This is a genomic window from Isoptericola halotolerans (assembly GCF_013149785.1).
Classification (GTDB): Bacteria; Actinomycetota; Actinomycetes; order Actinomycetales; family Cellulomonadaceae; genus Isoptericola; species Isoptericola halotolerans.
Genome location: NZ_JABEZU010000002.1, coordinates 834,704 through 846,925, shown reverse-complemented (window position 1 = coordinate 846,925; position 12,222 = coordinate 834,704). Strand labels below are relative to the sequence as shown.

At 73.2% G+C, this 12,222-nt stretch carries 10 protein-coding genes; 2 read left to right on the top strand and 8 right to left on the bottom strand.

The window, feature by feature from the left end; translation table 11 throughout:
- Nucleotides 1–36: 36 nt before the first annotated feature.
- A complete protein-coding gene (locus HDG69_RS11550) occupies nucleotides 37–1,350 on the bottom strand; it encodes an ABC transporter substrate-binding protein (protein WP_171783910.1) in 1,314 nt (437 codons plus the stop codon).
- A gap of 115 nt (nucleotides 1,351–1,465) precedes the next feature.
- Nucleotides 1,466–2,488, bottom strand: a complete 1,023-nt coding sequence (locus tag HDG69_RS11545; RefSeq protein WP_171783909.1) for a LacI family DNA-binding transcriptional regulator — start codon at nucleotides 2,486–2,488, stop codon at nucleotides 1,466–1,468.
- 116 nt (nucleotides 2,489–2,604) lie between these two features.
- On the opposite strand from HDG69_RS11545, the gene glgB reads away from it, so the two are divergent.
- Nucleotides 2,605–4,824 (top strand): 1,4-alpha-glucan branching protein GlgB, encoded by a 2,220-nt coding sequence (gene glgB / locus HDG69_RS11540; RefSeq protein WP_171783908.1) that lies wholly within the window; start codon nucleotides 2,605–2,607, stop codon nucleotides 4,822–4,824.
- A 46-nt stretch (nucleotides 4,825–4,870) separates the two neighbouring features.
- On the opposite strand, the gene HDG69_RS11535 is transcribed toward glgB, so the two are convergent.
- The 3 genes from HDG69_RS11535 to HDG69_RS11525 are packed head-to-tail and all read right to left on the bottom strand — an operon-like array spanning nucleotide 4,871 to nucleotide 8,430.
- The gene (locus tag HDG69_RS11535; RefSeq protein ID WP_171783907.1) at nucleotides 4,871–5,818 is read right to left on the bottom strand and encodes a tetratricopeptide repeat protein; all 948 of its coding nucleotides are present in this window, start codon (nucleotides 5,816–5,818) and stop codon (nucleotides 4,871–4,873) included.
- Between the two features lie 57 nt (nucleotides 5,819–5,875).
- A complete protein-coding gene (locus tag HDG69_RS11530) occupies nucleotides 5,876–6,964 on the bottom strand; it encodes a DUF8094 domain-containing protein (RefSeq protein ID WP_171783906.1) in 1,089 nt (362 codons plus the stop codon).
- Nucleotides 6,961–8,430 (bottom strand): hypothetical protein, encoded by a 1,470-nt coding sequence (locus tag HDG69_RS11525; protein WP_171783905.1) that lies wholly within the window; start codon nucleotides 8,428–8,430, stop codon nucleotides 6,961–6,963. Before HDG69_RS11525 ends, HDG69_RS11530 begins: the two co-directional genes overlap by 4 nt.
- A gap of 271 nt (nucleotides 8,431–8,701) precedes the next feature.
- Between HDG69_RS11525 and HDG69_RS11520 the strand changes: the two genes are divergently transcribed.
- Nucleotides 8,702–10,117: a coiled-coil domain-containing protein gene (locus HDG69_RS11520; RefSeq protein WP_343036400.1), complete on the top strand. Its 1,416-nt coding sequence runs from the start codon at nucleotides 8,702–8,704 to the stop codon at nucleotides 10,115–10,117.
- 58 nt (nucleotides 10,118–10,175) lie between these two features.
- On the opposite strand, the gene HDG69_RS11515 is transcribed toward HDG69_RS11520, so the two are convergent.
- The 3 genes from HDG69_RS11515 to HDG69_RS11505 form a co-directional block, all read right to left on the bottom strand.
- The gene (locus tag HDG69_RS11515; protein WP_171783904.1) at nucleotides 10,176–10,967 is read right to left on the bottom strand and encodes an alpha/beta fold hydrolase; all 792 of its coding nucleotides are present in this window, start codon (nucleotides 10,965–10,967) and stop codon (nucleotides 10,176–10,178) included.
- A 5-nt stretch (nucleotides 10,968–10,972) separates the two neighbouring features.
- Nucleotides 10,973–11,713 (bottom strand): alpha/beta hydrolase, encoded by a 741-nt coding sequence (locus HDG69_RS11510; protein ID WP_171784055.1) that lies wholly within the window; start codon nucleotides 11,711–11,713, stop codon nucleotides 10,973–10,975.
- A 95-nt stretch (nucleotides 11,714–11,808) separates the two neighbouring features.
- A complete protein-coding gene (locus HDG69_RS11505; protein WP_171783903.1) occupies nucleotides 11,809–12,108 on the bottom strand; it encodes a hypothetical protein in 300 nt (99 codons plus the stop codon).
- Nucleotides 12,109–12,222: the final 114 nt, after the last annotated feature.

The following is a 12,222-nucleotide window of genomic DNA, read 5'->3' as shown; positions in this document are numbered from 1 at the left end:
CGGGGCGGCGACTTCCCGCCGCCCCGGGGAGCCGGGTCACTCGCCGACGGTCGCGCGGGCGTCCGCCCAGCGCTGGTTCAGGTCGGCGAAGTACGACTCCTTGTCACCGTCGGCGGCGCCGCGGGCGATGTCGACGAGCTTCTGTCGGTAGATGTTCCCGTAGAGGTCGATCTCGGCGGCGTTGACGACGTCGGTCTCGTAGGCCTCCTGGCCCGCCGGGGCAGGGGTCATCTCGACGTACTCCACCTCGGCGGCGTCGAAGTCACCCAGCGTCTCCGGGGTGGGGCCGTCGAGGAGCGGGGAGATGCCGCCCTCGTCGTAGGCGTAGCCCGACTCGGCCGCGAACCAGTCGATCCAGGCGCGCGCCGCGGCCTTGTTGTCCGAGTTGACGTTGATCGCGTTCTTGTAGTCCCCGGCGACCTGGGCGTGGAACGTGCCGTCGACCTGGTGCGGGAACGGCATGTAGCCGATGTCGTCCGCCGAGCCGCCGGCGTCCTCGGCAGCCTGCTGCATCTGGGTGATGGCCCACGAGCCGAGGAGCATGGTGGCGACCTGGCCCGACCCCAGGAGCGTCTTGGACTCCTCCCAGTTGGTGGTGGTCGGGTCGTTCTCGCTGAGGCCTGCCGCGACGACGTCGTAGAGCAGGCCGTCCGAGATGCCGTGCCACTGGTCGTCGGCCCAGGGGGTGTCGCTGTGGGCGACGTGGGTGTTCTGGTACTCGGGGTCGCCCATGGCGCCGCGGTTGCCGTCCCACTGGCTCAGGGGCCAGCCGTCGGCGTAGTTGGTGTAGTACGGGACCGCGTCGGTGTGGTCGGCGACGGCCTGCAGGTCGTCGAGGAACTCGTCCGGCGTGGTGGGCAGGTCGGTGATCCCTGCGGACTCCCAGACCTTCTTGTTGTAGACCAGGCCCTGGGTGTTGACGGTGATGGAGACGCCGTAGACCTCGTCCTCGTACGCCGCCTCCTCCACGAGCCGGTACGTCTCGCCGAGCTCGTCCACGCCGCCGAGCGGCTCGAAGAAGGTCGCGTACTGGTCCTTCGTGACGCTGGTCGGGATGAGCAGGACGTCGCCGTAGTCGGCGGTGTTCATGCGGACGGCGATCTCGCCCTCGTAGTCGGTGAGCGCCTCGAAGGTGACGGTGACGTCGGGGTACAGCTCCTCGAACTGCGCCTTGTAGTCCTGGAAGACGGTGTCCACGATGTCGGTCCGCTGGGTGATGACGGTGATCTCGCCCGCGGGCTCGCCGTCGTCGGCCGCCTGGCCCGGCTCGGCGTCGCCGCCGCATGCGGTCAGTGCGAGCGCGGCGGCCGCGGTGGCCGCCACGCCGGTGATCCTGTGCTTCGTTGCCATGTCGCGCTCGATTCCAGTCGTCGTTGACGGGGTGTCGTCACGCACATTAAGCGGTTAAGTAGTCGGCGGTCAACCACTCCGGCACCGGCGTTGCCGATCTGTGATCCTGCGGCGATCAGGCGGCCGACGGCGCGGGGCCGGTCGAGCCACGGACCCGCAGCTCCGGGGTCGCGTCCAGGAAGCTGCCGTACGGCGCGCCCTCCATGCGGTCGAACAGCCGCCGCGCGACGTGCGCGCCGTAGCGGGTCACGTCGTGGCTCAGCGCCGTGAGCTGCGGGAAGGCGGCCTCGCACAGCGGGGAGTCGTCCCAGGCGACGAGCGACAGCTCCTGCGGCACCCGGATCCCCAGCCCGTGGGCCACGCCCAGACCGGCCAGCGCCATCACGTCGTTGTCGAAGACCACGGCCGTCACGGGGTCGGGCGAGGTCAGCAGCGTGCGCGTGGCCGCAGCCCCCGCCTCCGGAGTGAAGTCAGCGCGTGCCACCCTCGGCTCCAGGCCCCGAGCCCTCGACTCGTCGAAGAACGCCAGGTCACGGATGTGCGTGTGCCCGAACTCCTCGGTGCCCGTGACCCGGCCGATCCGCCGGTGACCCAGCCCGTCGAGATAGCGCACGCACTCGCGCAGCGCCGAGCCGTCGTCCGTCCAGACGGCCGTGACCCCGCCGGCCAGCGCCGGGTCCCCCACGACGACGGCGGGCAGCGCGTCGGGGCCGTTCAGGAGCGGCAGCCGCGGGTCGTCCTGGCGGGGGTCGACCACGACCACGCCGTCGACGCGCCGGGCGGCACGCCAGCGCCGGTGCGCGGCGATCTCCGCCGCGACGTCGGGGACGACCTGCAGGAGCAGCCCGTACGAGCGCTCGGAGAGCACCTGCTCGATGCCCGCGACGAACTGCATGTAGAACGACTCGAACCCCAGCGTCTCCGGTGCACGGGCGAGGATCAGCCCGACCGTCTCGGCCTTCGCCCCGGACAACGAGCGGGCCGCCTGGCTCGGTTGCCAGCCCATCTCGGCGGCGATCGCCAGGATCCGCTCACGGGTCGCCGCGGACACCCCCGGCCGGTCGTTCAGCGCGTACGACACGGCTCCCGTCGACACGCCGGCGCGGTCGGCGATGTCGGCGATCGTGATGCGGGCCATTCCTCACCTCTCCTCGCCCAGGATCGTACGTCCTCACCCCGGCCGGGGCGGAGCGGGCCGAGGACGGTCGCGCGCTGGTCCTGACAACTGGCGGCGGCGGTGGAAGGGTGGACCTCATGACACCCGAGCCGCCAGCCGTCGATCCCGAGGTCCTCACCGCCGTCGCGCAGGGCACCACCCACGACCCGCACGCCGTGCTCGGACCGCACCTGCTCGGACCGGCCCAGGGGGCGTTCGCCGTCGTCAGGACGTTGAGACCCCTGGCCGACGAGGTCGTGCTCGTCCTCGCCGGCCCCGACGGCTCGCCCCCGACCGAGCACGTCGCCCGGCACGACGCCGCCGGCGTGTGGTCCGCGGTCGTGCCCGTCGCCCAGGACGACGACGGCACGCGCCACGCACCCGACTACCGGGTCAGGTCCCGGTACGGCGACCACACGGCGACGGTCGACGACCCGTACCGGTTCCTGCCCTCCCTGGGCGAGATGGACCTGCACCTGATCGGCGAGGGGCGCCACGAGACGCTCTGGCAGGTCCTGGGTGCCAACCACCGCACCTACCCGAGCGCGCTGGGCGACGTCGACGGCACGGCGTTCGCCGTCTGGGCCCCCAACGCCCGCGGCGTGCGGCTCGTGGGCGACCACAACCGCTGGACGGCGGTGCACCCCATGCGGTCCCTGGGGTCCAGCGGCGTGTGGGAGATCTTCGTGCCGGGCGTGGGCGCCGGCACACGCTACAAGTACGAGGTGTGCGGCCCGGACGGCACCTGGCGCGCCAAGGCCGACCCGATGGCGAAGGCGAGCGAGACACCCCCGGCGACCGCCTCCGTCGTCGCCCGCTCCGAGCACGTGTGGTCCGACGAGGACTGGATGGCCCGCCGGGCGTCGTCGGACCCGCACGACGGACCGATCAGCGTCTACGAGGTGCACCTGGCCTCGTGGCGTCCCGGTCTGAGCTATCGCGAGCTCGCCGAGGAGCTGACGGCCTACGTCGTCGAGCAGGGCTTCACGCACGTCGAGCTCATGCCGGTCGCGGAGCACCCGTTCGGGGGTTCGTGGGGCTACCAGGTCACCGGCTACTACGCGCCGACCGCCCGCCTGGGCTCCCCCGACGACTTCCGGTACCTGGTCGACCGGCTGCACCAGGCGGGCATCGGGGTGATCCTCGACTGGGTGCCCGCCCACTTCCCCCGCGACGAGTTCGCGCTCGCACGGTTCGACGGCTCCCCGCTGTACGAGCACGCCGACCCCCGCCGCGGCGAGCAGCCCGACTGGGGCACGCTGGTGTTCGACTTCGGCCGACGCGAGGTGCGCAACTTCCTCGTGGCGAACGCGACCTACTGGTTCGAGGAGTTCCACGCCGACGGGCTGCGCGTGGACGCGGTCGCCTCCATGCTCTACCTCGACTACTCGCGCGACGACGGCGAGTGGACCCCCAACGTCCACGGCGGGCGCGAGAACCTCGAGGCGATCTCGTTCCTGCAGGAGGCCAACGCCACCGCCTACCGCCGCAGCCCCGGCGTCATGATGATCGCCGAGGAGTCCACGGCGTTCCCGGGCGTCACCCGGCCCACCGACACCGGTGGGCTCGGGTTCGGCCTGAAGTGGAACATGGGCTGGATGAACGACTCCCTGCGGTACATGGCCAAGGACCCGATGTACCGCAGCCACCACCACGGCGAGCTCACCTTCTCGCTCGTCTACGCCTTCTCGGAGCAGTACGTGCTGCCGATCAGCCACGACGAGGTCGTGCACGGCAAGGGCTCCCTGCTGCGCAAGATGCCCGGCGACCGTTGGCAGCAGCTCGCGGGCGTGCGCGCCTTCCTCACCTACCAGTGGACCCACCCGGGCAAGCAGCTGCTCTTCATGGGCTCCGAGCTCGCCCAGGAGGCGGAGTGGGACGAGAGCCGGGGGCTCGACTGGTGGCACCTGGACGACCCCGCGCACGCCGGCGTCCAGCGGGCGGTGCGCGACCTCAACGCCCTGTACCGGTCCACTCCCGCCCTGTGGCAGCGGGACTTCGACGGTTCCGGCTTCGAGTGGATCGAGGCGGACGACGCCGCGGCCAACGTCCTCGCGTACGTCCGGCGCGCGGCCGACGGCTCACCCGTCGTCGTCGTGGTCAACTTCGCCGGGAGTCCGCACGAGGGCTACCGCATCGGCCTGCCCGACGGCGGCTCCTGGGTCGAGGCCTTCAGCTCCGACGCCCTCGACTACGGCGGCTCGGGGGTGGTCAACACCGGCACGCTGCACGCCGAGGACGTGCGATGGCATGGCCGGGAGCGCTCCGTGGCGCTGCGGGTGCCGCCGCTCGGCGGCCTCGTCCTGCGCCCGGCGTGACGCCGGCGCGGGCGCGGGCGCTCGCCCACGCCCGCGCCGGTGGCGGTCAGTAGAGGTACATCGCCAGGTGACGGCGGGCCTTGCCCACCCGGGGGTCGGCGGTCCCGACGACCTCGAAGTAGTCGACGAGCCGCGTCCGCAGCTTCTCCTTGGCGTCGGCGTCGGCCGACGGGAGCATCTCGAGCAGGCGGGCGAACGCATCGTCCACCTTGCCGCCCAGCATGTCCATGTCGGCCACGGCGAGCTGGGCGTCGACGTCGGCCGGCGCGTCCGCGGCCGCCGCGCGGACCTGGTGGAGGTCCGCACCGCGGGTGCGCTGCATGAGGGCCACCTGCGCGAGCCCGGCGGTCGCCTGTGCGTCCTTGGGGTCCTGCTTCAGGGCCTTGTCGTACGCTGCCGCGGCCGCCTCGAGGTCGTCGCGCTCGATCGCGTCGTACGCCTCCTGGTGCAGGGGCGGCAGCGGCGCCTCGGGCTCCTCGACCGGCTCGTCGGCCGACGGCGCCGACCCGCCCTGGGCGGGGGCGCGGCCCGTCACACCGTTCTGCTCGGCGGCCGCGAGCAGCTGGTCGAGGACGCCACGGACCTGCTCGTCCGAGGCGCCACCCGCGAAGAGCGGCACCGGCTGCCCCTGCAGGACGGCGACGACGGTCGGCACGCCCTCGGGCTGGAAGGCCGCGGCGATCTGGGGGTGGGCGTCCACGTCGAGCCGCCCGAGGAGGAACCTGCCGGCGTACTCGTCGGCGATCGCTCCCAGCGCGGTGGCCAGGTCGGCGTTCGCCTGGTCCGTGGGCTTCCACAGCAGGACCACCACGAGGTGCTTCGTGGAGTCCTGCACGACCTGCTGGAAGTTCGCGTCGGAGAGGTCGACGACGTACCCACCGGCGGTGGGGGCGCCGCCCGGCTCTCCCGGCGGCGGGGACTGCGGGCGGTTCAGCGCCGACAGGTCGACGGCGCCACGCGGGCTGAAGCTCGGGTCGGGCACGGGGTTGGTCATGCGCTCATCCTACGAAGGACCGGCGGGTGCGAGGGACTCCTCCGGCCGTCACGCCGATCACTCGGACTCCTCCGACTCCTCGGGCTCCTCACGGTCGGTGTTGCGCTCGCTGGGGAACTCGTTCGCGGCGGTCACCGTGTCGTGGGAGTACCCGAGCGGGCGGACCGGCTCGCCGGACCCCGCGGGCGGGATGTAGAGCGCCACCTGGTCGGTGTACTCGACGTACAGCTCGTTCGTCTCGTCGTCACCGTCCATCAGGGCGGTCTGCGTCTGCGTGAACGGGGCGATCGAGCCGTCCTCCTCGACGTCGATCCGGACGTTGCCGTCGAGGGCTCCCATGACCACGGCACCGCCGTCGGAGGTGCGGACGGCGACGGGGTCGTCGTCCCGCGCGGCGTAGGTCAGGCGGTACCGGCCGTCGGCCTCCTCGAAGCCCTCGGACCCCCGCAGGTTGCGGGCGTCGGCCTGCACCCGCTTGACGAGGTCCTGGCTGTCCTCGGGCAGCTCGAAGGCGTCCGCGTAGTCCGAGTCGTCACCCTGGGCGACCAGGTCCGCGTACTGGACGAGAGCCTCGGCGGGTGTCACCTCCAGCGAGTCGTCGTCGGCGGCCACCGCCTCCGACCCGATCGCCTCGGGGTCCGCGAAGTTGGGCATCGTGGTCCCCGGGATGAGCTGGACCCACAGCCACAGCTTGTAGTTCTCCCGCGCCGACTCCTGCTGGTAGGCCACCATCCGGTGAGCCTCGAGGTTCTCGGTGGGCTGGGTGATCGTGTAGGACACCCGGGGCCACGTCTCGGTCGTCGGGATGATCGTCGCCGCGAGATCCGTGGGGATCCGGGTGACGAACGAGTCGTCGTCGAGCTCTGCGGCGACCTCGATCTGGCTCCGGCGGACCTCGAAGGCGGGACCGGCGACCCGCTCGCGGAGCAGCTTCGGGGATGCCTCGGCCTCTGCCTCCTCCAGCACGGCCGCGACGTCCTCCACGACCGCGACCTCCTGGTCCAGGGTCAGCACCGGACCGGTGAAGGGCTCGTCCGCCGACGGGGTCGGCAGCTCCTGGGCACATCCGGCGAGAAGCGCTGCGGTGGCCGCGACGCCGGCGACGGCGGTGGCGCGACGCGTGGCGCGCGTGCTGCGGGCGATCATCGGGTCCCCCCTTCGGTCGTTTCGTCCTGCGAGGCGTCCTGCGCGGTGCTCGTGGCGTCGAAACCCCAGGTCTCGCGCCACGCAGCAGCCCGGCGGCCCGGGGCCGCGGGGGGGTCGGCCACCTCCGGTGGTGCCGCGTCCGCGGGCGGGACCACCGGCGTCTGACCGGTGAGCGCACGGAACGCCCGGCTCATCCCGGACTGCGCACCGGCTCGGCGCTCCTCCTCGCGACGGCGCAGCTCACGCCGCGTCAGGGGCCTGCCGTCGGCGAGCGCGGGCATCGAGCCCGTGGTCGTGGCCGGCGCATCGTCCTGGTGCTCCTCCACGACGTCCGGCGACCCGCCCTCGTCGTGCAGCGGCACCTCGGGCGCCGACCGCGTCGGCCGCAGCCGGGAGCGTCGTGAGAAGCGCCCGGCGACGGGCACGGGTGCGGTCCCGGAACCCTCGTCCTCCGGCGCGACGGGGTCGGGCCGGGTCGCCGTGGCGGGCTCCCACGCACCGCCCGGCTCCTCCACGGGCGTGGGCCGTGCCTGCTCGGCGCCCGGGGCGGCCCAGGGCGATGCCCCGCCCGCCGAGCCGAGGGGCGACGCGGGCGACGCCGGCGAGTCAGGGGACAGCGGGGAGTCGGGGGCGATCGGGCTGTCGCCGGACAACGCCGACGGCGCACCGGCCGCGGCCGCCGCAGCGCCGGCAGCCGGAGCAGCGCTCCCCCGACGCGACCTCTTCTTCCGCCGCCCGCCGACGACGACGAGCACGATGCCCAGGAGCAGCAGGAGGCCTCCCAGCCCCACCGCGGGCCACAGCAGCGGCGTGCTCACCTCGCGCTCCCACGTGAGCTCCAGGGTGGGAGCCACGGCGTCGGCGTCGGACGCCTCGGTCTGCGCGTCGGCGTCGGACGCCTCGGTGCCTTCCTCCTCCGCCTCCTCGTCCGCCTCGTCGGCCGGGGCGGCACCGGTGCCGGCCGCGAGCAGCACCCACGGGCCCGGGCGGTCGTTCCAGCGCAGGCTGACCTGCTCGGCCGCCGTGAGCTCGGTGATCCACATGTCCGAGCCGGCGGGGTCCGGGAGCTCGACGTCCTGCGGCTCCTCGGCGTCACCCTCCGCGGGCTCGGCCTCGGGATCCTCGGCCTCCTCCGGCGTCACCGCCGACGTCGTGAGCGTCTCCCAGTCGGCCAGCCCGGTGACCCGGGCGTAGGGGTCGCCCTCGAGCCACCCGAGGACGTCGACGTCGCGACCGACGACCACCGTGACCTCCTGCCCCGCAGGGACGGAGGCCGTGACCGTGACGTCGGCGTCGACGAGGTCGAGGACCCCGGGGTCGGTGACCACCACCGTGCCGTCACCGACGGGCCGAGCGGTCGCGACGACCGTGTCCGACTCGCGCAGGACGGTCGCGGTCGCGACCCCGAACGCGATGGCGGCCAGGCCGGCGACGACCAGGACGGCACCGAGAATGCGTTGCAGCACCAAGCTTCCCTTCGACGTGGACTCCTCAGGATAGGGAGGCGTGGCGATCCCCCTGGACCAGGAAGGTTCCTCGGACGGATCGGTTCACGAACCCTTCACGAGTCCGGTACCAGCGTCTCCGAGCCTCCCACGACTGCGGGTGGCACGACCACCGCAGCGGTCGATCTTTCCCTTTCGGGTGGATCTCACGGACGGTTCAGGTGTCGGAGGCCGTCAGCGACCACTATCGTAGGCCGGAGCCTGGACACCCACGACAGACGGAGGTCTACACGTGTCCGACGAGCGCACGCTCTTCCCGATCACCATGCGTGGTTACGACCGCGCTGCGGTCGAGAACCAGATCTCCCGACTCGAGCAGGCCGTGGAGGAGGCACGACGCAACGTCGAGGCCACGGACTCCCGCGCCATGCAGCTCTCCTCGGAGCTCGCGGAGGCGCACCGCCAGCTCCGGGAGAACGACAAGCCCTCCTATGCCGGCCTCGGCGCCCGCGCGGAGCGGCTGCTGCGGTCGGCCGACGAGCAGGCCGCGGAGGTCCTCACGCAGGCCAACCAGCAGGCGTCGGACGTCATGGCCCGCGCGAAGCTGGCCGCCGGGCAGGTGCGCCAGCGCGCGGAGACCGAGGCGTCCGAGCTGCTGTCCAGCGCACGCCGCGAGGCCGAGGAGATCCGGTCGACGACGGCGTCCGAGGCGGAGGGCACGCTGCAGGGCGCGCAGCGCCGTGCCGAGGAGCTGGTCGGTTCCGCCGAGCGGGAGTCGGCGCTCATCATGAGCACCCTCACCACGGAGGAGAGCGAGCGTCGCGCCAGCCTCGAACGTGAGATCGGCACCCTGCGTTCGACCACCGAGCGGGAGGTCACCGAGGCGAGGGTCACCGCCGACCGCGAGGTCGCCCAGCTGCGCGCCGAGGCCGCGGCCGAGGCCGCAGCCCTGCGCGAGGAGGCGGAACGCGAGTCCAACGACCTGCTCGAGCGGACCCGCAGCGAGGCCGCGCGCATCGTCGCGGACGCCAAGCACCAGGCCGCCGAGGCCGCCAACGCCGTGACGACGGAGCTCGAGGACCTGCGCGAACGGGCACGCCGTGCGCTGTCCGACGCGGAGCTCGAGGCGGCGCAGACGCGCGAGCGCGTCGAGACCGAGGCGCTCGAACGGCACGAGGTCGCCAGGGCCGAGACGGAGCGGCTCGTCGCCGCGGCCGAGGAGCACGCCGCCGAGGCCGAGAAGCGGGTCGCCATCGCGCTCCAGCAGGCCGACCAGGTCCGCACCGAGTCCGACACCTATGTCAAGGAGCTCGTCGCCGACGCCCGTCGCACGGCCGACAAGATCGTGGCCGAGGCACGGACGTTCGCCGAGCAGACGGTCTCCGACGCGCAGGCCGAGGCGGAGCAGAGCCGCACGACGTCCGAGCGCCAGCTCGAGGACCTCACCCGCCGGCACGACTCGATCAACTCGTACCTCGAGGAGCTCCGCAGCCTGCTGGGCACCGAGAAGTCGTCCGACGAGACGCCCGTGCAGACCGTGGCGGCGCCCTCCTCGGAGAGCGCGGACGACCGGGCGACGGAGAGCAGCGAGAGCCCGGCCGTCGCCGCCCTCGACCAGACGCCCGGTCAGCGGGCACGGGCGGCCTCGGCCCAGTCCGCCGAGGAGAGCACCTCGCCCACCGACGAGACGGCTCCCAGCCGCGCCTGATCGTGGCCGCCGCCGTCCCGGGATCCCGGTAGTCGGGTGTCCCGGGGCCGGCGCCCGGTCAGGGCCGGTGGACGCGCCCGTACAGGTCGACCAGCGCCTTCGCCACGACGGCAGGTTCCTCGAGCGCGCTCAGGTGGGCTGCGCCCGGCACGACGGTCAGCGTCGCGTCCACGGCGGCGTCGACCATGTGCTGGGCGTCCTCCTCCGGGGTGATGCGGTCCTCGTCGCCGACGACGACGGCGACCGGCCCGGTGAAGGACCGCAGCACGGCGGTCCGGTCCGGCCGGGCGGCCATCGCCCGCTGCGCCCAGGCCACGCCCGCCACCGACTGCGACCGGATCCACTCGTAGACGGCCGGGTAGTGGACCCGTCGCTCACGCTCGGACGTGGGGCCGAGCAGCTTCGCCGCCATCCCGATCACCGCGTCGAGGTTCTGCGAGCTCGTGACGGCGGCGGCGACCTGCTGCCGCACCTCGCGCACCTCGTCGTCGTCCGCCGTCGACTTCGTGTCGACGAGCCCGAGCCCGCGGACGAACTCCGGGTGCCGCTCGGCCAGCGCGAGCGCCACGTAGCCGCCCATGGACAACCCGACCACGACGGCGTGCCCCTCCCCCTGCCCGCGCAGCGTCGTGTGCACGAGGTCGGCGGCGGCGTCCAGGCTCGGCGGGAGGTGGCCCAGGTCGCTGTGGCCGTGGCCGGGCAGGTCCACGGCGACGATCCGCGGCCCCGGCGGGAGCTCGTCGACCATCGCCGCCCACATGCGATGGTCGAGCGGGAAGCCGTGCAACAGCACGAGCGGCACACCGGCACCGTCTCGCAGCTGGAAGGTCGCCAAGGTCGGGCTCGTCATCGTCCTCATCCTCTCGTCGTGGCCGGGGCGAGGTCCGAGGCCTGCTGCACCTCGCCGTCGTACCGCACGGGCAGCGGGGCGTGCCCCGGTCGCACGTGCTGCACGATCTCGTCGAGCACCCGCCGCACGGCCGGCTCCCCCACCCACAGGTGCTTGGCGCCGTCGACCCCGATCACCTCGGCCTGGGGCACCCGGGCGAACCGCTCGCGCGCCTCGGCGGGCTGCAGGTAGTCGTCGTGCTCGGGGACCAGGACGACGAGTGGCTTGCCGAAGTCCGCCCAACGGTCCAGGTCGTCGTCCGTGGCGCGGTGCAGCGGTGGCGAGAGCAGGATCGCGCCCTCGATGCTGGGGTCGGCACCGTGCTTGAGCACCAGCTCCGTCCCGAAGGACCAGCCCACCAACCACGGGTGCGGCAGCCCGCGGAACTCGGCGAGCTCCAGCGCGGCCGCGACGTCGAACCGCTCCGCCTCCCCGCCGTCGAACTCGCCCTCGGACGTGCCCCGGGGGGACGACGTCCCGCGCGTGTTGAAACGGAGCACCGCCAGGTCGGCCAGCGCCGGGAGCCGCCAGGCCGCCTTGCGGTAGACGTGCGAGTCCATGTACCCGCCGTGGGTCGGCAGCGGGTGGAGCGTCAGCAGGCTGGCCGCCGGATCGTTCTCGGCCGGCAGGGCCAGCTCGCCGACGAGCGTGAGCCCGTCGGCGGTGTGCAGCTCGACGTCCTCACGACGTGCGGGCAGGACGGTCATCGAGCGGATCTGGTGTCCGGTGGCGTCGTCGTTCACCCTCCCAGCCTAGTTCGGCGGCCGGCTCACGCTCGCCGGGACGAGAGCGCCCCAGCAGGTCAGCGCAGGCGCTCGCGCCGTTCCCAGCACGACGAGTGCCAGTGCCGCCGTGCCTCCAGCCCGGCAGCCTCTCCCCCGAGCGCGTCCACGGCCCAGGCGACCACGTGCGGCGTGCCCGGCGGGATCTGCTGGCGGCAGGTGGGGCAGGTGTAGACCTTGTCGCTGCCCCGGACCCGGCGGACGGTCCACTCACCGTCGCCGGCGCTGACCCGGCGGACACCGCCGAGGGCGCGGTCCATGTCGAGGGGCTGGTGCTCCGCACCCCACGGACGCTTCCGGGACGGTCGACGCGACGGCATACCGTCCATTGTCACGCGTCCTGGCACGGTGCGCGCACGACCCGCAACCGGGGAAAGGGTGCCCAGGTTCGGCCGTTAGAGTATGCCGGATCCACCGTCGACCGAAGGGCAACC

Bases quoted from the DNA above. Each gene is read 5' to 3' on its own strand.
- HDG69_RS11515 (WP_171783904.1), bottom strand. From the start codon at position 10,967: ATGACGAGCCCGACCTTGGCGACCTTCCAGCTGCGAGACGGTGCCGGT.
- HDG69_RS11545 (WP_171783909.1), bottom strand. From the start codon at position 2,488: ATGGCCCGCATCACGATCGCCGACATCGCCGACCGCGCCGGCGTGTCG.
- HDG69_RS11535 (WP_171783907.1), bottom strand. From the start codon at position 5,818: ATGACCAACCCCGTGCCCGACCCGAGCTTCAGCCCGCGTGGCGCCGTC.
- HDG69_RS11505 (WP_171783903.1), bottom strand. From the start codon at position 12,108: ATGCCGTCGCGTCGACCGTCCCGGAAGCGTCCGTGGGGTGCGGAGCAC.
- HDG69_RS11550 (WP_171783910.1), bottom strand. From the start codon at position 1,350: ATGGCAACGAAGCACAGGATCACCGGCGTGGCGGCCACCGCGGCCGCC.
- HDG69_RS11530 (WP_171783906.1), bottom strand. From the start codon at position 6,964: ATGATCGCCCGCAGCACGCGCGCCACGCGTCGCGCCACCGCCGTCGCC.
- HDG69_RS11510 (WP_171784055.1), bottom strand. From the start codon at position 11,713: ATGACCGTCCTGCCCGCACGTCGTGAGGACGTCGAGCTGCACACCGCC.
- glgB (WP_171783908.1), top strand. From the start codon at position 2,605: ATGACACCCGAGCCGCCAGCCGTCGATCCCGAGGTCCTCACCGCCGTC.